A 19,272-nucleotide genomic window follows, 5' to 3' on the forward strand; every position below is an offset into this window, starting at 1 on the left:
AAATGGATTCAGGCTTACTATTTCGTCTGATGCTATAACTTAATACTTGTATTGTGGGGGTTCTAATGGCACGTGTCACAGTTGAAGATTGTTTGGAGCATGTTGCGAATCGCTTTGAATTAGTGATGGTTGCAACCAAAAGAGCGCGTGAAATTGCTGTTCGCGGCGAGCAACCTTTAGTGGAGTGGGAAAACGATAAACCGACGGTTGTGGCTTTAAGAGAAATTGCGGCTGGATTAGTAAAACCAGATATTCTGGATAAAGATTAATTCAAATCGCAGTATCAGTTGCAATACAATTTTTCAGCTTTAAGCGAAGGGAGTGCTCTGTGAGCTACTTTAAGGAGTTACACGAAGAGCTTCAACATTATCTTGAGCAACAGCAGGTTGAAAAGTGCCATCAGGCCTATCTGGTTGCGGAAAAAGCCCATCATGGGCAGATGCGCCGATCGGGTGAACCTTATATTACCCATCCAGTAGCCGCTGCGCTGATACTCGCCCGGATGCGTCTCGACTATCAAACTATCATGGCAACCCTGTTGCATGATGTGGTCGAGGATACCTCCATCAGTAAGGAAGAGCTAAGCCAGTTGTTTGGTGAGGAAGTCACTGCCCTTGTAGATGGTGTCACCAAACTGACTAAAATCAAGTTTGAGTCCCGCGCGGAAGCCCAGGCTGAAAATTTTAGAAAGATGGTTCTGGCAATGGTGAAGGATATTCGCGTCATCATTGTCAAGTTGGCTGATCGCTATCACAATATGAAGACTCTTGGGGCGATGCCTTCGTCCAAGCGTCGACGCATTGCAATTGAAACCCTTGAAATTTATGCGCCTATTGCTAATCGGCTGGGGATGCATGCTATTTATGTGGGCCTGGAAGATTTAGGTTTTCAGGCGCTCTATCCCATGCGATTTCGCGCAATTAAATCAGCCGTTGAGAAGTCAAGGGGCAATCGCCGTGAGCTCACACAAAAAATAGAACATGATTTGGAAGAAGCCCTCAGACAGTTAAATATTCCTTACGAGCATGTATTCGGCCGCCAAAAACATTTATACAGTATTTATCGAAAGATGCGCCAGAAAAAGGCCTCTTTTACTGAAATCACTGATGTGTTCGCTTTCCGTGTAATCACCGAAGATATCGATGCCTGCTATCGTGTGATGGGGGCTTTGCACCGCACTTACAAACCTGTCCCGCAACGATTCAAGGATTATATTGGTATTCCCAAAGCGAACGGCTATCAGTCCCTGCATACCACTTTGTTCGGCCCATTTGGTGTTCCTCTGGAGGTACAAATCCGTACGCGGGATATGGATAAAGTAGCAGAAAACGGGGTGGCGGCGCACTGGATTTATAAATCCGCTGGTCTGGAAGTGAACGAGGCACAGCTTCGTGCCCGTGAATGGGTACAGCGGTTATTGGAAATGCAGCGAAGCACCGGGAGCTCTCTTGAGTTTATTGAAAACGTTAAAATTGATTTGTTCCCGGATGAAGTTTATGTATTTACCCCCAAAGGCCATATCATGGAGCTTCCCAAAGGAGCCACTCCGGTTGATTTCGCTTATACAGTACATTCTGGTGTCGGTAATAGCTGTGTGGCTGCCAAGGTCAACCGCCGTCTGGTGCCTTTAAGCATTCCCTTGACGAATGGGCAGACGGTAGAAATTATCACAGCTCCAGGGGCTCATCCCAATCCAGCATGGCTTAATTTTGTGGTTACCGGGAAAGCGAGAAGCAATATTCGTCACTTCCTTAAAAGCCAGCAGCATAATGAGTCGATTGTGATGGGGAAACGCTTATTGGAGCAGGCACTTGCGGAATTGTCTTCCGATTATGCCAAAGTACCTCCCGAATCCCTGCAGGCAATACTCCATGATTTAAATTATAAATCCGCTGAAGAATTACTTTATGCTATTGGTATTGGCAATCAAATGCCGATGGTCATTGCAAAACGTCTGGTGGTTCGCCCGGAGCCTGCCGAACTCGATAAAAATGGTAAAAGCCGCCCTCTGGCCATTAAGGGAACCGAGGGAATGGTGGTTCATTTTGCCGAATGCTGTCAGCCCATTCCAGGTGATAGCATCGTCGGGCGCTTTCAGCAGGGGCGGGGAATCATCGTACATGCCAGTGATTGCCCACTGATTCATCATGTCCGCAGTCCTGAGCAGTTCATTGCCTTACGTTGGGATGAGCAGGTTGAGGGTGAGTTCTGGGTGGATATTACCGTTGAAGTGGCCAACCAGCGAGGTGTTCTCGCTGCCTTGGCAACCGCGATTGCCGAAGCGGAATCCAATATTGGAAATATTAATGTGGATCCTCGCGATGGACGCCACAATGCCGTTACTTTTTCTATCAGTGTGCGTGACAGAACGCATTTGGCGCGTGTGATGAGAAGGCTTCGTTCCAACAATGTCGTCATGCGCCTTTATCGAAAAAAACAAGGGGAATGAGAATGCAATCAATTCATAGTGAACAGGCTCCGGCTGCTATTGGAACTTACAGTCAGGCTATCCGCTGCGGCGACACAGTTTATCTTTCCGGTCAAATCCCATTGGATCCCGCGACCGGTGTTTTATGTAGTGACGAAATTCGACTGCAAATCGATCAGGTGTTAAATAACTTAACCGCCGTTTGTCAGGCCTCAGGCGGAAGCTTGGCCAATATTGTCAAATTGAATGTCTATCTGACCGACCTAAATCATTTTCCTTTGGTAAATGAAGCAATGAGCCGCTTTTTTGTCGAGCCTTATCCTGCTCGCGCTGCTATTGGCGTGTCAGCATTGCCGCGTAACTCCCAGGTCGAAATGGATGGCATTATGGTGCTTAATAAGTCTGTTACAGGATAATTCAGTGGATAATAATCAGTACGCCCAAACCGGGCGTCGGATGTTTATTATTACCTGGATTCTCCTTTTTGGTTTGCTGTTTATATTTTTTTATTACCATGGCCAATCTGATAAAGGGCGTGTTGAAAGCCATCCAGGCAAGGTGATCATCAAGGCGGATGCACAGGGGCATTATCGCATCGATGGCGCAATAGATGGTCAACCTGTCCATTTTATCATTGATACAGGGGCGACACTGTTAGCGATACCAGAAAAAGTTGCGCGGGATTTAAATTTAAGCGGGCGCTATCCAATCCGTATGCAAACTGCAAAAGGAGCCGTTGATGGCTCACTGACACGGGTAAATAAACTCTCTTTCGGTCATTTTACTTTATATGATGTTAAAGCCGTGATTATTTTAGGTGCCGAGGATGATATGTTATTGATGGGTATGAATGTGTTATCGCATTTTAGCCTGACACAGACAAACAAGACATTAGTGATTAAGAAATCGGATGAGCAGTAAGGCATTTCCCCACGGCTTAGATTTATAAAACGAGAAATACATGAGCATTGTGACATTAAACAAGGTCATCTTGAATGTGGGTGGCAACAAGCTGCTTGATGAAGCCGATTGGCAAATCCAGCCCCAGGATCGTGTCGCCCTGGTGGGGCGAAATGGGGCAGGCAAATCCTCTTTGCTGCGCTTATTGCAGGGTGAGATGCTGCCCGATAGTGGACAGATAAACCGTCTTAGCGGTCTTAGAGTTGCCGGATTAACGCAGGAAGTTCCTGTGCATGATAATGAAACAGTGTATCATTTTCTGGTAAAAAGTCTGGGAGAAACGGGTGAGGTGTTAGCCGAATTCTACCATTTGTCTCAAGGCGAGGACTTATCGGCTTTGGCTCGTTGCCAGCAGCAAATGGACAATTTGCATGCCTGGGATCTTTTGCCTCGAGTTGATACAATGGCTTCACGTCTGGGTATTGATCCTTCTGCAAGAATGGACAAATTGTCTGGAGGGATGAAAAGACGGGCATTGCTTGCAGCGGCACTGATTGCCAATCCTGATCTCTTACTGCTAGACGAACCGACCAACCATCTTGACGTGGAAGCCATTGAATGGCTGGAATCTTATCTGAAAAGCTATCAGGGAGCCGTTTTACTGGTAACTCACGATCGGGAGTTTCTTAGCGCTGTCTCCAATCGCATAGTAGAAATCGATCGCGGCAAACTCTACACCCATGAATGTGATTATGAAACCTATCTGGATCGGCGTGAGGCAATGCGGGTGACCGAGCAGCGTCATAATGAGTTATTTGATAAGCGTTTAGCGGAAGAAGAGGCCTGGATTCGTACTGGTATCAAGGCCAGACGTACTCGCAATGAAGGCCGGGTTCGTGCTTTAAAAGCGATGCGGGAACAGTATAAAGCACGCCGAAACCAGCAGGGTAAAGTCAAAGGCATTAATCTTGAGATTGCTCACTCGGGGAATGTGGTCATTGAAGCAGAGAAGCTTAATTATCAGATAGGCGGTAAGACAATTCTACGCGACTTCTCGCTGCTGCTTTCCCGGGGTGATAAATTGGGTATTATTGGACCTAATGGTTGTGGTAAAACCACACTTGTTCGCCTGCTTCTTGGTGAATTGACCCCCGATTCAGGTCGAGTGAAACAAGGCACATCGCTGGCGGTCGCCTATTTTGATCAGCTCAGAAGGCAATTGGACGAGCAACAGACCGTGATGGCAAACGTTGCGGATGGGGCGGATCATGTCAGCATCAATGGCAAGCAAAAACATGTTGCCAGTTATCTGAAGGATTTTTTGTTCCCCTCGGAGCGTTTCAATCAGCCTGTTTCCAGTTTGTCCGGAGGCGAGAGAAATCGTCTGTTATTGGCGAAATTACTGGCTAAACCGGTCAATTTTCTGGTCATGGACGAACCAACCAATGATCTCGATATAGAGACCATGGAGCTTTTGGAAACCATGCTGGTAGATTACCCCGGCACCTTAATTTTGATTAGCCATGACCGCGCGTTTATTAATCAGGTAGTGACCAGTGTGCTGGTATGGGAAGGCGAAGGGCAGTTTAACGAGTATGTAGGTGGATACGATGATTACCAGATGCAAAAGAAAGCTCAGCGACAGTCTGCCTCCGCTGCTTCAACAGCGAAGACTTCACCAAAACGGACCAACACTTCCAGTAAACTAAGTTTTAATGAGCAACGTGAACTTTCGCAATTGCCGCAGCAGATTGAAACGCTGGAGGCTAAAATTGCTGAAGCGCAGTTAAAAATGACGGAAGCTGATTTTTACCAACAGGATGCCCAGGCGATTGCCTTATTTGGTCAGCAGCTTCAAGCAGATGAAGCTGAGCTCACGAAATTATATTCTCGATGGGAGGAGTTGGAGGGTTAGTGTTTTTATGAGTCTTCTGGATCCTCGGCTGTCCGCAGCATGTAGGTTGGGCCCTTGGCCCAACATTGAGTTCTGGAGTGGCCCAACCTACAATAATTCCGTAACTTAAGGGCAGAGCCCCTACGTCCCTCGGCTTGTCCGAGGGATACAGGAATGCTTGTAACAGCTTTGATTGAATCAGCCAGTGAGGTTAAGTCGCGGTACGTAGCGGGTTAGGTGATCGTGCGATGACACTGCCCCTTGATAAGCAAGCCGCAACAGAGTTATAGTTGATTAATATCAATTTTCCATCGTTTTGGAGAAATGCACTGTGTTATTAACCTTGGCACTGGTTGTGTTTTGCTCGGCAATAATTGTTTTTTTTGCGGAGGAGTTTGGCGGCGTCGTTAAGAAAATTTTCGCAATTCCTGGTGTTAAACTCATCCTGCCCTTGTTAATTGCTTCATGCATCGTAGCCCTTTATGAAGATTGGATCGTCTGGATATTACTGATCAATAAATATGCATTTCATAGCGCTATGAGTTATATCGCATCCTTTTTTCCGTTTGAACAGTTCGCCGCTGAAACTGTACAGATTTTATTTCTTCTCATTTTAACTCTCGTGCCTCCATTTATTTTTATCACATTACGCAAGCGTAAAACAATACTTCCCTTTCGTTATACCTGGCTGATTTGTCTGCTGCTTTGGCTATTTTTCAGCATTTTATTCACAGTTAAATAATTTTAATTAAATTTTTTTTGGATTTCATTTCAAACGCTTATAAGCCACCTATAATTTATTTAGACAAGCTCAGTTCACTTTGAGGGGCTATGAAAATTTCAGGCAGGCTTTTACAAAAAGCAGTCGAGGCAAAAATCATCGATGAAAACCAGGCGAGTCGTTTACTGGAATTTATCAAGGCAGAGTCCGCACACGAACCCCATTTTGATTTCACCAATGTTCTTTATTACCTGGGCGGCTTAATCGCTATTGGGGCCATGACCATTTTTATGAATGTCAGCTGGGAACACTACGGCGGCATGGGTATATTTTATGTTTCACTGCTCTATGCAGCAGTCGGTCTGGGGTTGGCCCATATACTCGCCCAAAAGAACTTTCCGATACCAGCGGGTATTTGTGCAACCTTTGTTGTCGCTCTAACCCCGCTGGCTATTTATGGGCTACAAAAAGGCATGGGATGGTGGCCTGATGACAGTGTATATAATGAATTTCATTACTGGGTTCAATGGCATTGGATTTATATGGAAGCAGGCACATTAATTGTGGGAATTATCATGGCCTGGCTCTACCGTTATCCTTTCATGATTATGCCCATCGCCGTAACCCTGTGGTATCTCTCGATGGATGTGGCGGCATTGATTGTTGATCCGCATTCTATGGATTTTGAATTCAGAGCCATTATTTCCATGTATTTTGGACTGGTTATAGTTTTGATTGCTTTCTGGGTAGATGTTCGTTCGCGTCATTCAGCGGATTATGCATTCTGGCTTTATATTTTTGGTGTTATTGCTTTTTGGGGAGGTCTCACCTGCCAAAGTTCCGACAGCGAGCTGTCGAAATTTTTCTATCTCTGTATTAATTTAGTGATGATCATTATTGGTGTCGTTTTGAACCGTAAGGTATTTGTGATTTTCGGAGGCATCGGTGTGGCTTTTTATCTGGGGCATCTGGCATCGAATGTGTTTAAAGACAGCCTGGGATTTCCTGCGGCTTTGGCCTGCATTGGACTTCTGATTATTTACCTGGGGACCTTATGGCATAAAAACGAAGATAAATTACGAATAAAACTCCAGTCCATGCTCCCGAAACCTTTGCAGGAACTGTTGCAGGCAAGAGACTAAGAAACATGCAAGAACGCTGACTTTAGAGCTTTTATATTGTTTAGTGTAATCCTTATAGCTAGAATGCCTAAAAAATAAGTAAGCAAGCGGTTATAAGGATAATTCATGTTTCGCAGATTTTTAGGTTTTTTTAAACCCACTGAAGAAAATAGCTATTCTAAAATAGATGTGGAAAATCCAGATATAAAACCTCAATTACCCTCTGTTATCCCAATCTCTGAAAAACAGGATTTGCTGACACATGTTGAAAAATTACAACAACTTAAAGCAGAGATTTTGGAAATGGAGCGTGCCTATGAAAAATCCTATTTCAGGTGGCAAGCTTCAACTTTGTTGGGCAGCCTTGCTTTAACTGCTGTATGGGGAGGGGCAATCGGTCGACTAAATCATAAGTTTTTTAATCCTTACTGGGAAGATAATAAACTTTTATATAGGAAAAGATTCGATTTTATGGCACTAGATGATGATGGATGCACGCCTGCTTCTTTGGGGTGTGTGGGTTACTATCCCAACTTTCTTAATTTTGGTTCCAAGCCCCTGGCTAACTGCACTCAAGCAGGTTATTCGCCTCTGGAAAATTTGGTATGCCCAGATCTGTATATTCAGGCATGTTTAAATATAATGGATACAATGTGTGATATTTTAAACTCAACGACCTATCAATATGTTGATGATGAAACAAACAGACATAATTTAAACAACGCTTTCGGCACATTGATGACATGTAGTTTTATAACACCACTTATCGGATGTTTAGTAGTAGCGCTGCTAAACGAATATAAAAAGAAAAGGCCTGCCGATCTTGTTCCTGTTTCAGCTTTGCAAAAAGATAAGCTGCAAGATTACATCAGTCAAATCGGTAGCGGTATTCATCTTAATATAAGCAAAAAAGGGTTTGGTAATGAATATATTAATAGCGCAGAATTATATTCTCAGATTGATCGAGAAATAGCTTTAGCTAACGCCAGACTGGTTGTAAATAATATCGATCAGGATAAGAACAATCGAGCGAGCTTTTTTCAACCGGATAAGGATGAACAGCAAACAGGTATTAACCTCCCTGACGAAGCGGTTTATTCAGTCTGAGCGGAACTGACAGGTAATTCGCCATCAGGTTCATACAAACTTTGTCATTTCCGCGCAGGCGGAAATCTATCCATGATTTGGAACAGTCCTCGTTATGAAATAGAGTCTAAAAATAAAATCGTTCACAAAACTAATCTTCCTCTAATATTTTAGCGGAAGCATTTTTCTTCATCACAATAATACTGATACGTCGATTTTTGGGATTTAGCGGCTCTTTTTTATCCAGCAGAACGGTGGATGCATAGCCTGTAACCCGCATTACTTTATCTTCCTTTAACCCCGCTTTCAGCAGGGCACGTCTTGCTGTATTGGCGCGTTGCGTTGAAAGCTCCCAGTTGGTTTGCTCCAGATCTTCCGGGTTATGATAGGGATGGGCGTCAGTGTGTCCCTGGATGGTTACTTTATTGGGAACAGAGTTTAGCAAAACGGCGATTTTCGCAAGGATCTGTGCCATCGCTGGATCAATCTCATCGCTGCCTAACCCAAACATAGGCTTATCGTCATTATCAATCAATTGTATCCGCAGGCCTTCCGAAGTCACGTCCATTAGCATGCGATCTTTTAATTCAGTTAAAGCAGGATCATTTTCGATGCTCAGCATGATGTTGGATTGCAGCTCCTTCAACTGCTTCATTTCTTCCTGTTTGAGATTGCCGGCGGTGGATTGCTGGCCTGACTTGGCCGGTTGATTGTTACCAGAAATCTGGCCATCTTTCTTCTCTAAATTGTCACCACCGCCTTTTACGGTTATCTCTCGGGAACCCATGCTATCGCCGCTTATAAGCGATATCTTTAAAGGCTGCTTAAAATATTCGGCTAAGCCATCTTTCTGGGCTTTGTTCAGTGATGCCAATAACCACATGAGCAGAAAGAAGGCCATCATCGCGGTAACGAAATCGGCGTAGGCAATTTTCCAGGATCCCCCATGATGCCCATGACTATGCCCATGACGTTTCTTTATAATAATGGGTGGGGTTTCTTCTTTGTTAGCCATTTAGGTAATTTTTCCGAATTTAAGCTGTTTTAGGAGTTTTGATTTCCTCGCTCAACTCATTAAATGACGGTCTGTCATTATTGAATAGAACCTTTCGCCCAAACTCCAGTGAAATAATAGGGGGGTTATTATGCAGGCTTGCCAGAATGATTACTTTAATGCAATTCAGCATAATTTGTGTTTGATTGGCACGCTGCTCCATTGCTTGAGCTACAGGCCCGATAAAACCATAACCCAGCAATATACCGAGAAAAGTACCTACCAGCGCCTGCGCGACCAGAACCCCTAGCTGCGCGGGGGGAAGGTTAATCGATTCCATCGTGTGCACTACGCCAAGCACGGCGGCAACAATACCAAAGGCGGGCATGCCATCGGCGAGCTTGGTAATCGCATTCACCGGGATCATCTCTTCCTGGTGATGCGACTCTATCTCAGCATCCATCAGTGATTCAAGTTGGAAAGGCTGCAGGTTGGAAGTGATTATCAAACGAAAATAATCACAGATAAAACTGACAATGTGGTGTTTCGCCGCAATTTTCGGATAATTACTAAAAATTGTACTGTTCTGTGGATCGTCAATATCCGCTTCGAGTGACATCAGGCCTTCCTGCCGGGCTTTATTGAGCAACGCATACATCAACCCCAATAAATCCATATACACTGCTTTAGGCGCTTTCTGGCCTTTAAAAGCAGCAGGCAGTGCTTTCCCAATCGATTTCAAAACAGCCGGGCTGCTTCCCACAATTAACGATCCAATCGCAGCACCGGCAATAATCAGTAATTCAATCGGCTGAAAAATTGCCTTTAAATGACCACCAGCCATCGCGAACCCGCCAAAAACACTTGCCAGAATAATCAGATATCCAACTAAAATCAGCATATAGTTCCTTATTTCAGGTAATCGTATACCACTTTCCCGTAAGGTAAGACCAAGTCACTCAGAATATGTACTGCATTTACGACTTTCTTTACCGGTAATAAGGCGATCGGTGCCAGGGCATGATGGAATAGTTCCAGCTGAGCAGGTCCTGACCAGGCCCCTTTGATGACTACGTCCTGCAGTTCATATTCAACCAGTTCACAGATTCGTGTAGTACCATCCACATGAGGAACGAGTTTCAGCAAATAGTTAGGACTGACCATTGAACTATGAATTTTCTTATGGTCAAGGCTTTCGTATTTATAACCCATAGTGGCCGTTGCGATACGTGTGGTTTCATAGTCAAGAATCCCCATTAAGGTTTCCTGAACTACGTACAATTTGGGATTAGCCAGTTTCTTGGGAAAGCCCCAGATTTCGCGTCCGGCGGCGATTGGCGGCAAATCATCAAGATACATGGCATGGGTGTATCCTCCCTTCCTGCCTTTGAAGCTAACCGGAATGACTTGTCCCGATTCTGTATAATCTCCAAAGCCTGTAGAGTCAGGCATGCGAATGAATTCAAATTTAACGAGCGGCTCGGTTACTTCAAGGGGGGCCGGAACTACTTCCCTTAACAGATCAATGTCTGTTTCATAGGTAATGATCAAATATTCACGATTATTAAATCGATAAGGCCCCCGCGGATAGGCGGGACTCGCTAAAGGCATGGCAAAGGCCTTGTCTCTTACTTCAGATTCCTTCATGTTAAACTCCTTTTACTGTAAGGGCTTACTCCATAAACCAGCCATGACTGACTACAATGGATTGACCGGTCAGTGCGTTTGTTTCAAATGCCGCAAGGAAAAGAGCTGTATTGGCAACGTCATCAACAGTTGTAAACTCCCCATCGACGGTTTCTTTCAGCATGACATTTTTAATCACTTCCTGTTCGCTGATTCCCAATTCTTTGGCCTGTTCCGGAATTTGTTTATCCACCAGCGGGGTTCTCACGAAGCCTGGGCAGATGACATTAGAACGAACACGATAGGCAGCGCCTTCTTTGGCCACGACCTTGCATAAACCCAAGAGGCCATGCTTGGCAGTCACATAAGGTGCTTTTAATTTGGAGGCTTCTTTGGAATGGACCGAGCCCATATAAATAACACTGCCGCCCTCACCTGAAGCATACATGTGTCTCAGGCAGGCACGGGTGGTTAAAAATGCACCGTCCAAGTGGATAGCCAGCATTTTTTTCCAATTGGCCAATGATAATTTATCGACTGATTCAATAATCTGAATACCGGCATTGCTTACCAGAACGTGAATCTTGCCAAATTTTTTGACAACCGATTCAATTCCTTCATCGACTTGCTGCTCATTCGTTACATCCATAGCGACTGCCATTGCTTCGCCGCCTTTGGACTTTATTTCGCTAACGACCTGCTCTGCCTGATCCAGATTTAAATCGGCGATGACTACTTTTGCGCCTTCACTTGCATAAAGCAGTGCGATTTCTTTTCCAATTCCGCTGGCGGCCCCGGTAACAATAGCAACTTTATTCTGAAGTTTCATAACACAATCCTTGTAAAATGGTCTGTGAAGAAGTATAGCAGTAATTTGAATTAGCGCATCCATTCAATAACTTAATTTGTTAGCCGGATTGTAGTGATGCAATGGCTTATGTTAAAACCAATAATGTAATTGAATGATTAATCAGGAGCACAAATGGATTGGATGATGGTTATAGAACACATTAATGAGGATCAGGCTTATTTGTACATGATAATTCGGGCGGCAATCCTTTTTTTGATCAGTACGATAATTTTGCGCTACGGAAATCGACGTTTTAATCTACAAACCTCGTTTGACTATCTTCTATTGATCATCTTGGGGGGATTAATCAGCAGAGGTATCAATGGGTCAGCTACTTTGATGTCCACTCTGGTAGCAACATTCAGTCTGATGCTGCTGCACCGGATTATCGCCATGCTTACCTTAAATTTTGAAGTATGTGAACACGTTCTGAAAGGGCGCTGTTATCTGCTCTTTAATCAGGGCGAGTTTCAAACGGATACGATGAACAGGCTTCATATTACCCAAAATGATTTGATAGCCGAAATGCGCCGCCAGTTAAACACTGAGGATTTTGCCAGCATTGAAAAAGCGTATCTTGAAAGAACGGGCTCAATTAGTTTTGTATGCAGGAATTCCGCCACAAACAAGAGTTGAATATCTGTGAAAGCAGGTTTAAATTTCAAACAATCGTCTGCTTTCACAGTTCATATCGAAAACTGTTAAGGCGTTGCGTGACAAACCTTTGAACCAACTCTTATTCTACGATCGTATTAGTAGTAATAATAACGATTATAATAATAACGTCGATCCTGTTCACGGCCTATGTGATGTCCTACCAGAGCGCCCGCACCTGCTCCAATGGCAGATCCCCAGCCGCTTCCACCTGAGACTGCATAACCAAGACCGGCTCCCGCAGCGGCTCCGGTTGCGGTTCCTACTTCAGTGTTAGTACAGGCTGTCATAAGGGAAGAAGCTCCCGCAAACACTAGAATGGGTAAGGTTTTTTTCATGATGTTTTCCTCATCTTTTTAGATTCCTTCTTTATCATAATAGCTCAAATTTAACCATGTTGATTAAAAATTACCTCTGGGATGATTGAAGAAATCTTGAGAAAAACTAATTCCCCCAGTAGTATTGGCAAGATTATTCCTAAAAAAATGAGGATATTATGTTTCGAGGTAGTATAGTTGCTTTGACCACTCCCTTGCTTGACGACAAGGTCGATATAAAAGCCCTGCGCGAACTGGTTGAATTTCATATTGCCGCAGGAACCCATGCCATAGTCGCAGCAGGCACCACTGGAGAATCGGGTACCTTAAACAAAGAAGAAAAACATCTGGTGATTAAAACGGTAATTGAGCAGGCACGTGAGCGCATTCCGGTGATTGCGGGAACCGCTGCCAATGCCACTCGAGAATGCATCGAACTGACACGCATGGCAATGGAGTGCGGTGCTCATGCTGCCCTCATTATGACACCGGCGTATATCAAACCGACTCAAGAGGGTCTGTACCAGCACTATCGCCATGTGGCTGAGAATGTTGCCATTCCTATCATTCTTTATAATGTTCCCGGGCGTACGGCCTGCGATCTTTTGCCAGAAACAGTGGCCAGACTGGATAAAATATCGAATATCATCGGTATTAAAGAAGCCACTGGGCAAATGACCCGTCTGCAGCAGATTCTTCGTTTGTGTGAATCTCGCATGGATGTCTACAGCGGAGATGACGAAACTGGCGCGCGCTGGATGCTGGCGGGCGCAAAAGGGGTTATTTCAGTAACGGCCAATGTTGCTCCGCGGTTAATGGCTAAAATGTGTGATGCTGCTTTTGATGAAGATCAGGCAGCTTGCCTTCGCTATAATGACCAGCTGATGCCCTTACATAAATTATTATTCTGTGAAGCAAACCCGATTCCTGCCAAATGGGCCTTAAGCAAAATGAATTTACTCAAAAATGAATTGCGCCTGCCATTGACCCCTCTGTCAGAAAGTTATCATGAGGAACTGGAGAAAGCGCTTCAGGAGCTTCAGTTAATTTAAAATGAGGTTAGGGTGTGTTACTTTTAAGTATCAAACAGGCTACACTAATCGCTGACTCAAAAAATGAAACCGCCTGTCCTGATATTTGCGATTATTGATTGTATGTGGGTCAGAAAGTTCAAAAATTGTTGTTTTTTCTTTAAGTTAATGGGGATAGTTGTGAAAAAATGCTTTATAGTTATGGTAATAATGGTGCTGCTTTCTTCTTGCTCACGCTATGCCAGTAATGGTGAAAGTTTGTATTTAAGGAGTCAAAATGGACCATCACTTAACGTACCATCGCCCCTGACCAGTGATAATATCAGTCATTTTTATGATTTGCCTGATCAAAAACAAAATGCAGTAGTCAGTATTGTTCCGCCAATAGAAGCGGGTGCACAAGCAGGCTAACAGAGAGGGTTGACTAAATGTCCAGTGAATCTAGCGAATTAACAGTGATTCAAGAGCTGTCCAAGCGTATGGTGGAAGCACAGCGTAAAATTCGTATCCTGGACAGTATCAAATGGGATGATACGATCAAAAAGGAGTTTTTTGAAAATAAAGCCCGAAAATTGCCTCTGGTTGATAAAACCTACTATGATAACAAGCCGCTCCCCTTTGATGTGCAGGAAAAAAAAGAAGAGTTCCGGTTAATCCTGCGCGACTCCAATAATAGCCTGGGTCAATATTCTCCTGTAACTCGATTAATCAAACGCCAATGCGAAGAATACAGCCGCGCGGTGGAGATGCTGGCGGTGCGAGGCACCCCGGCCTTCAGCGAAATTGCGATGGAATTATATGGCAGCCCCAATGATGTGTTTTATTCAGGCGGCCCGCGTCTGTCCGAACTGGGTACTCTGCTGTTTGATGTGTTAACCGCTCTCGATGTTCAATTACAGTCTGATGCGGACTTAAAGCGTCATACACCATTCCAGGCTCAGCAAATTCTGGAGACCCGTTTAGGCTCTTATTTTGACCAGCATCCCGGTAAAGTGACAGTGGTTGTCAGTGATGACATGGTCGCTGATGCCTCAGCGGGCGCCGACAATATCAAATTAAGCCAGCATGCCATGTTCAGCGATCGGGATTTGAAATATCTCGAGGTGCATGAAGGCTGGGTGCATGTCGGTACTACCCTGAATGGTTCCATGCAGCCTTATTGTTTTTTCCTGTCCAAGGGATCTCCTTCCAGTTCGGTTATTCAGGAAGGACTGGCAGTCATTACCGAGATTGTGACATTCTCTTCTTACCCTGGACGGGTACGCAAGATTACCAATCGGGTAATCGCGCTGGACAAAGTGCGCCAGGGTGCTGATTTTCTTGATATTTATCGTTATTTTCTCGAGTGCGGCCTGACAGAAGAGGATAGTTATAATCATGCTGTGCGGGTGTTTCGCGGTAGTACACCCACTGGCGGACCATTTACCAAGGATTTATCCTATTCCAAAGGCTTTGTTCTTATTTATAATTTTATCCGTTTTGCTATCAGCCAGCAGCGGGTTGACGCAATTCCGCTGTTATTTTGCGGCAAACTGGTTTTGGACGATATCCCTCTGTTGAGAGATTTACGGAATCATGAACTTTTAGCCCCTCCGGTCTATCTGCCGCCGCCTTTTCGGGATTTGGCCGCTTTAAGTGCCTGGATGAGCTTTTCATTGTTCCTCAATAAATTCAGTCTGGCGGAAATTTCCAAGGGGTTCAGCTTCTTGCTGGGCTAATAATTATCAAGGAGATTACTATGGGATTATTAGTAAACGGTCAGTGGCAGGATCAATGGTATGACACCAGTAAAAATAAAGGTGAGTTCAAGCGCGAGAATGTTAAATTTCATCAGGTGATTAGTCCTGATCCAAAGGCTGAATTTCCCGCCGAGGCCAAGAGATATCATTTATACGTCTCTTTAGCATGCCCCTGGGCTCATCGAACACTGATTTTCCGGAAGTTAAAAAAACTTGACTCCCTGATTGAGGTGTCGGTAGTTCATCCCCATATGCTGGAAAATGGCTGGGAATTAAAGAGCGGCCTGGGTGCTACGGGCGACCGCTTATATAATCGCAAATTTCTTCATCAACTCTATACCAAGGCTGTTCCAGATTATACTGGCCGGGTTACAGTGCCGGTACTTTGGGATACCCAAAAAGAAACGATCGTTTCAAATGAATCGGCAGAAATCATCCGTCAATTTAACAGCAGCTTTAATGCGCTGACAGGGGATACGCAGGATTTTTATCCTCAGGCCCTTCGTGCTGATATTGATCAAATCAACGAACGCATTTACCACACAGTCAATAATGGCGTATATCGCTGCGGCTTTGCCACGTCACAAGATGCTTATAAGCAGGCATTTCTCGAGTTATTTGATACGCTTGATTTTTTGGAGTCGCATTTATCAGGCCGCAATTATCTGGTTGGTGAACAATTAACAGAAGCGGATTGGCGGTTATTTACGACGCTGATTCGTTTTGATGCCGTTTATTTTGGGCACTTTAAAACCAACCGTCAGCGGATTATGGATTATCCTCATTTATTTGCCTATCTTAAGCGCCTGTATCATTATCCTGGAATTGCCGAAACGGTGAATTTTGAACATATCAAGCAACATTATTATTTCAGTCACCGCATGATTAATCCGACCCAGATTGTGCCTGAGGGCCCGCTTCTTTATCTGGATTAATTCGTAAGTTCTATGTTTTAATAAGCATCATTTTTATTGAGAGACGAGAAATGACCTTCGTAATTACTGAAAGCTGTATCAAGTGCAAGTACACAGATTGTGTTGAAGTTTGTCCTGTGGATTGTTTTTATGAGGGCCCCAATTTTCTTGTGATTAATCCTGATGAATGCATCGATTGCGCGCTTTGCGAGCCGGAATGTCCTGTGGAGGCCATAAAGTCTGAAGATGACCTGGCGGATGAAGAAAAAGAGTTCAAGGAATTGAATGCCGACCTATCCAAAAAGTGGCCTAATATTACTGTGAAAAAAGACGGTCCTCCAGATGCAAAGGATTGGGAAGATGTGAAAGATAAGCTTCAGTATTTACAAAAAGACTGGTGAGTACTATTTCAATAAACAGCGATCCCATTGCTCATTGTCGACGGCTTTTTAGTGAAAATGGCAGATTAACAACTGCCATTCCCGGCTTTGTGGCAAGAACTGCGCAAATAGATCTGGCCGTTGCTATTGCAGAGAGTATCGAAAAAAGCTCGATACTGATTGCTGAGGCGGGTACTGGAACAGGAAAAACCTTTGCCTATCTTGTTCCCTGTCTGTTAAGCGGTAAAAAAACACTGATTTCTACAGCCACCAAAACACTGCAGGATCAATTATATCAAAAAGATTTGCCCAACCTGATTAAAGCCCTAGGCTTATCGCTGCAGGTTCAGAACTTAAAGGGACGAGCCAACTATATATGCCGGCATCGAACCGAATTGCATGCTCAGGAAGGACGTTTTTCACACCCGCAGGCGGTACATGATTTAATCTTCATCCGCGAAAAGCTGCCCTTACTACAGTCTGGCGAACGTTCTGAATTACCAGAAATTAACGAGGATGCCGCCGTCTGGCCCTATGCGACATCAACAGCGGATAATTGCCTGGGCAGTGAATGCGAATACTATAAAGACTGCTTTTTGGTAAAAGCCAGAAAAAAAGCATTGGATGCTGATTTGGTGGTGATCAACCATCACCTGTTTTTTGCTGATTCGCAACTGAAAGAAGAAGGCTTTGGCGAACTGCTGCCAGGAGTAGAGGTGGTCGTTTTTGATGAAGCACATCAGCTCGCTGAAATAGCCGCTTTGTTTAATAGTGAGCGATTTAGCACCAGACAATTAATTGACGCAGCCAATGAGTTGATGCTTGAATGGCCGGTTCTTGATCTGCCCAATCAGCCTTTCAAGGAACTGACTATTGAACTGGATAAAACAATTGATCAATTGCTTTTAGCCATTGCCAGGGAAGACGAAAAAATGCCTTGGGAACAGGTTATCAGGCAGCCGCTCTTTAAAAAATCCTGGGATTCTCTGCTGACCATTCTGGATGATTTCATCACGGCGATTGAGAAGTCCGGGAGTCAGGAGCAGAAAGGAATCGGCAATTGTCTGATGCGATTAAAAGAGTTTAAGTCACTTATTCTGCGTATCAGTGATAGCAACCAGCCATTTATTCGCTGGATTGAACGATTTAAACACAGCCTCACCTGCCATGCGACTCCTTTTGAAGTGGCTAAGTCGTTTAGGAAATTAATCAGCCGGCAACAGGCGGCTTATATTTTTACTTCGGCTACCTTAACGCTTGAGTCTTCGTTTAACTGTTTTCTTAAACCACTGGGATTAGAGAATGCTGAAACAATGATTCTACCCAGTCCATTTAATTATCAGGAACAGGCTTTATTGTATTTACCCAGGGATTTGCCCGATCCAAAACATAGTCGTTATTATGAGTCTTTGCTGGAAAAAGCATTGCCTGTTATCAATGCTTGCAAAGGCCGCTGTTTCTTTCTGTTTACCAGTCACCGAGCGCTGAAAATGGTTGCTCAGTTGCTTGGCAATACATTAAACTACCCGCTGCTCATTCAGGGAGACGAGGCCAAACCAATACTATTGGCCCGCTTTCGCCAATTGGGCAATGCCGTGTTGTTAGGTACGGCCACTTTTTGGGAAGGGGTTGATGTGAAGGGCAGTGCGTTGTCCTGTGTTATTATTGACAAATTACCCTTTGCCAGCCCTACGGATCCGGTGATTCGCGGCAAGATGGCTTACCTGAAATCACAGGGCTTATCCGGTTTTGATGAGCTCTCACTTCCCAATGCGGTACTGGCTCTGAAGCAGGGCGTAGGAAGGCTAATCCGTGATATTGATGATCGAGGGGTGTTAATGATAGCCGATCCTCGTCTCACAGGCAGGGATTATGGAAGGCAAATATTTTCCAGTTTGCCCAGTCTTCGTAAAACTCGCGATGAGAAAACCGTATTAAGTTTTATTGAACAGTTGGCATTAGATGAAGAAATTATTGAGCATTGATACGTCCACTACCCATGCGTTTGTAGCACTCAGCATTGACGGAAGTGATGCCGTAATTGAACAAAGCGTTCAGCGAAAACATGCTCAAACTCTGCTGCCTATGATTCAGCAATTGCTTGCTGAGCATGAGTTCAGCCTTAATCAGTTAGATGGTATTGTCTTTGGACAGGGGCCAGGAAGCTTTACCGGCTTAAGAATTGCCTGTGCAATAGCCAAAGCTTTAGCTTATGCTCATGATCTGTCTTTATTTCCTGTAAGCAGTCTTCAGGCCATTGCCTGGAATGTACGTCATTCTGGAGGCCTTGACAGCAAATGCCCGGTTATAGCGATGATTGACGCCAGAATGCAGCAGGTTTATTGGGGGTTTTTTAAGGATGAGTCGGCGGCGGAGCAGGTTTCTGACCCTGGTGAAATCTATCTGAATTCTGAAACCCCAGTCGTTATAGCAGGTATTGGCTTTGAGCCCTATTTGCCTCTTATGCCGGAAGCCACTCGTAAAATTATTAGCAGGCAGGTTGAAGCCTATCCTGATGCCTTGTCAATGATTCATCTGGTTCAGGCGGGAAAGATTGTGCCAGTGGATGTCGCAGCAGCCGCCCCAGTTTATATCCGTAACAAGATTACTCAGTAAG

Annotated in this window: 20 protein-coding genes and 1 pseudogene; 16 read left to right on the forward strand and 5 right to left on the reverse strand. The window is 44.4% G+C overall.

Annotated elements, in window-relative coordinates:
• Positions 1-65: 65 nt before the first annotated feature.
• The 8 genes and pseudogenes from rpoZ to LXA66_RS13325 all read left to right on the forward strand — a co-directional run.
• Positions 66-263, forward strand: a pseudogene (rpoZ, locus tag LXA66_RS13290) (DNA-directed RNA polymerase subunit omega); the annotation flags it as partial.
• Between the two features lie 65 nt (positions 264-328).
• Entirely contained in the window at positions 329-2,449 is a 2,121-nt protein-coding gene (gene spoT, locus LXA66_RS13295) for a bifunctional GTP diphosphokinase/guanosine-3',5'-bis pyrophosphate 3'-pyrophosphohydrolase (RefSeq protein WP_112220294.1), read from the forward strand.
• 2 nt (positions 2,450-2,451) lie between these two features.
• The gene (locus LXA66_RS13300; RefSeq protein WP_233013541.1) at positions 2,452-2,844 is read left to right on the forward strand and encodes a RidA family protein; all 393 of its coding nucleotides are present in this window, start codon (positions 2,452-2,454) and stop codon (positions 2,842-2,844) included.
• Positions 2,845-2,848: 4 nt separating this feature from the next.
• Positions 2,849-3,349 (forward strand): retropepsin-like aspartic protease, encoded by a 501-nt coding sequence (locus tag LXA66_RS13305; RefSeq protein WP_233013542.1) that lies wholly within the window; start codon positions 2,849-2,851, stop codon positions 3,347-3,349.
• A 40-nt stretch (positions 3,350-3,389) separates the two neighbouring features.
• The gene (locus LXA66_RS13310; RefSeq protein WP_233013543.1) at positions 3,390-5,243 is read left to right on the forward strand and encodes an ATP-binding cassette domain-containing protein; all 1,854 of its coding nucleotides are present in this window, start codon (positions 3,390-3,392) and stop codon (positions 5,241-5,243) included.
• A gap of 310 nt (positions 5,244-5,553) precedes the next feature.
• A complete protein-coding gene (locus LXA66_RS13315) occupies positions 5,554-5,964 on the forward strand; it encodes a hypothetical protein (RefSeq protein ID WP_233013544.1) in 411 nt (136 codons plus the stop codon).
• Between the two features lie 89 nt (positions 5,965-6,053).
• On the forward strand, positions 6,054-7,085 hold the full coding sequence (locus LXA66_RS13320) for a DUF2157 domain-containing protein (protein ID WP_233013545.1): 1,032 nt from the start codon (positions 6,054-6,056) through the stop codon (positions 7,083-7,085).
• Between the two features lie 105 nt (positions 7,086-7,190).
• Positions 7,191-8,171 (forward strand): hypothetical protein, encoded by a 981-nt coding sequence (locus LXA66_RS13325; protein ID WP_233013546.1) that lies wholly within the window; start codon positions 7,191-7,193, stop codon positions 8,169-8,171.
• Positions 8,172-8,301: 130 nt separating this feature from the next.
• On the opposite strand, the gene motB is transcribed toward LXA66_RS13325, so the two are convergent.
• Genes motB through LXA66_RS13345 form a run of 4 tightly spaced genes read right to left on the reverse strand, consistent with a single transcriptional unit; the run spans position 8,302 to position 11,599 of the window.
• Positions 8,302-9,165, reverse strand: a complete 864-nt coding sequence (gene motB / locus LXA66_RS13330) for a flagellar motor protein MotB (RefSeq protein ID WP_112220300.1) — start codon at positions 9,163-9,165, stop codon at positions 8,302-8,304.
• A 19-nt stretch (positions 9,166-9,184) separates the two neighbouring features.
• On the reverse strand, positions 9,185-10,045 hold the full coding sequence (motA, locus tag LXA66_RS13335) for a flagellar motor stator protein MotA (RefSeq protein ID WP_112220301.1): 861 nt from the start codon (positions 10,043-10,045) through the stop codon (positions 9,185-9,187).
• An 8-nt stretch (positions 10,046-10,053) separates the two neighbouring features.
• The gene (locus LXA66_RS13340; protein WP_233013547.1) at positions 10,054-10,791 is read right to left on the reverse strand and encodes an acetoacetate decarboxylase; all 738 of its coding nucleotides are present in this window, start codon (positions 10,789-10,791) and stop codon (positions 10,054-10,056) included.
• A gap of 25 nt (positions 10,792-10,816) precedes the next feature.
• Positions 10,817-11,599 (reverse strand): 3-hydroxybutyrate dehydrogenase, encoded by a 783-nt coding sequence (locus LXA66_RS13345; RefSeq protein WP_233013548.1) that lies wholly within the window; start codon positions 11,597-11,599, stop codon positions 10,817-10,819.
• Between the two features lie 153 nt (positions 11,600-11,752).
• Between LXA66_RS13345 and LXA66_RS13350 the strand changes: the two genes are divergently transcribed.
• Positions 11,753-12,256 carry a YetF domain-containing protein gene (locus LXA66_RS13350; RefSeq protein WP_233013549.1) on the forward strand — a complete coding sequence of 168 codons (504 nt, stop codon included), beginning with the start codon at positions 11,753-11,755 and terminating at the stop codon, positions 12,254-12,256.
• A gap of 116 nt (positions 12,257-12,372) precedes the next feature.
• Here the strand turns inward: LXA66_RS13350 and LXA66_RS13355 are convergent, their stop codons facing one another.
• Positions 12,373-12,612, reverse strand: coding sequence for a glycine zipper domain-containing protein (locus LXA66_RS13355; RefSeq protein WP_233013550.1), 240 nt, complete (start codon positions 12,610-12,612; stop codon positions 12,373-12,375).
• Between the two features lie 158 nt (positions 12,613-12,770).
• On the opposite strand from LXA66_RS13355, the gene dapA reads away from it, so the two are divergent.
• From dapA to tsaB, 7 genes are all read left to right on the forward strand, one after another.
• The gene (gene dapA / locus LXA66_RS13360) at positions 12,771-13,643 is read left to right on the forward strand and encodes a 4-hydroxy-tetrahydrodipicolinate synthase (protein ID WP_112220305.1); all 873 of its coding nucleotides are present in this window, start codon (positions 12,771-12,773) and stop codon (positions 13,641-13,643) included.
• A 180-nt stretch (positions 13,644-13,823) separates the two neighbouring features.
• Positions 13,824-14,033: a hypothetical protein gene (locus tag LXA66_RS13365; RefSeq protein WP_233013551.1), complete on the forward strand. Its 210-nt coding sequence runs from the start codon at positions 13,824-13,826 to the stop codon at positions 14,031-14,033.
• 17 nt (positions 14,034-14,050) lie between these two features.
• Entirely contained in the window at positions 14,051-15,340 is a 1,290-nt protein-coding gene (locus LXA66_RS13370) for a flavohemoglobin expression-modulating QEGLA motif protein (protein ID WP_233013552.1), read from the forward strand.
• 20 nt (positions 15,341-15,360) lie between these two features.
• Positions 15,361-16,296, forward strand: a complete 936-nt coding sequence (locus LXA66_RS13375) for a glutathione S-transferase family protein (protein WP_233013553.1) — start codon at positions 15,361-15,363, stop codon at positions 16,294-16,296.
• Between the two features lie 50 nt (positions 16,297-16,346).
• The gene (gene fdxA, locus LXA66_RS13380) at positions 16,347-16,676 is read left to right on the forward strand and encodes a ferredoxin FdxA (protein WP_112220308.1); all 330 of its coding nucleotides are present in this window, start codon (positions 16,347-16,349) and stop codon (positions 16,674-16,676) included.
• Positions 16,673-18,640, forward strand: a complete 1,968-nt coding sequence (locus LXA66_RS13385; protein ID WP_370637271.1) for an ATP-dependent DNA helicase — start codon at positions 16,673-16,675, stop codon at positions 18,638-18,640. The genes fdxA and LXA66_RS13385 overlap by 4 nt, the downstream gene beginning before the upstream one ends.
• Positions 18,618-19,271: a tRNA (adenosine(37)-N6)-threonylcarbamoyltransferase complex dimerization subunit type 1 TsaB gene (gene tsaB / locus LXA66_RS13390; RefSeq protein ID WP_233013554.1), complete on the forward strand. Its 654-nt coding sequence runs from the start codon at positions 18,618-18,620 to the stop codon at positions 19,269-19,271. The genes LXA66_RS13385 and tsaB overlap by 23 nt, the downstream gene beginning before the upstream one ends.
• Position 19,272 lies beyond the last annotated feature (1 nt).

The organism is Legionella sp. 16cNR16C (genome assembly GCF_021297775.1).
GTDB classification, from domain to species: Bacteria; Pseudomonadota; Gammaproteobacteria; order Legionellales; family Legionellaceae; genus Legionella_C; species Legionella_C quinlivanii_A.

Excerpts from the sequence above, each read along its gene's own strand:
- LXA66_RS13370 (WP_233013552.1), top strand. The coding sequence starts at position 14,051 with ATGTCCAGTGAATCTAGCGAATTAACAGTGATTCAAGAGCTGTCCAAG.
- LXA66_RS13320 (WP_233013545.1), top strand. The coding sequence starts at position 6,054 with ATGAAAATTTCAGGCAGGCTTTTACAAAAAGCAGTCGAGGCAAAAATC.
- fdxA (WP_112220308.1), top strand. The coding sequence starts at position 16,347 with ATGACCTTCGTAATTACTGAAAGCTGTATCAAGTGCAAGTACACAGAT.
- motA (WP_112220301.1), bottom strand. The coding sequence starts at position 10,045 with ATGCTGATTTTAGTTGGATATCTGATTATTCTGGCAAGTGTTTTTGGC.
- tsaB (WP_233013554.1), top strand. The coding sequence starts at position 18,618 with ATGAAGAAATTATTGAGCATTGATACGTCCACTACCCATGCGTTTGTA.
- motB (WP_112220300.1), bottom strand. The coding sequence starts at position 9,165 with ATGGCTAACAAAGAAGAAACCCCACCCATTATTATAAAGAAACGTCAT.
- LXA66_RS13355 (WP_233013550.1), bottom strand. The coding sequence starts at position 12,612 with ATGAAAAAAACCTTACCCATTCTAGTGTTTGCGGGAGCTTCTTCCCTT.
- dapA (WP_112220305.1), top strand. The coding sequence starts at position 12,771 with ATGTTTCGAGGTAGTATAGTTGCTTTGACCACTCCCTTGCTTGACGAC.
- LXA66_RS13340 (WP_233013547.1), bottom strand. The coding sequence starts at position 10,791 with ATGAAGGAATCTGAAGTAAGAGACAAGGCCTTTGCCATGCCTTTAGCG.
- LXA66_RS13350 (WP_233013549.1), top strand. The coding sequence starts at position 11,753 with ATGGATTGGATGATGGTTATAGAACACATTAATGAGGATCAGGCTTAT.
- LXA66_RS13345 (WP_233013548.1), bottom strand. The coding sequence starts at position 11,599 with ATGAAACTTCAGAATAAAGTTGCTATTGTTACCGGGGCCGCCAGCGGA.
- LXA66_RS13375 (WP_233013553.1), top strand. The coding sequence starts at position 15,361 with ATGGGATTATTAGTAAACGGTCAGTGGCAGGATCAATGGTATGACACC.
- LXA66_RS13325 (WP_233013546.1), top strand. The coding sequence starts at position 7,191 with ATGTTTCGCAGATTTTTAGGTTTTTTTAAACCCACTGAAGAAAATAGC.
- LXA66_RS13310 (WP_233013543.1), top strand. The coding sequence starts at position 3,390 with ATGAGCATTGTGACATTAAACAAGGTCATCTTGAATGTGGGTGGCAAC.
- LXA66_RS13300 (WP_233013541.1), top strand. The coding sequence starts at position 2,452 with ATGCAATCAATTCATAGTGAACAGGCTCCGGCTGCTATTGGAACTTAC.
- LXA66_RS13365 (WP_233013551.1), top strand. The coding sequence starts at position 13,824 with ATGGTAATAATGGTGCTGCTTTCTTCTTGCTCACGCTATGCCAGTAAT.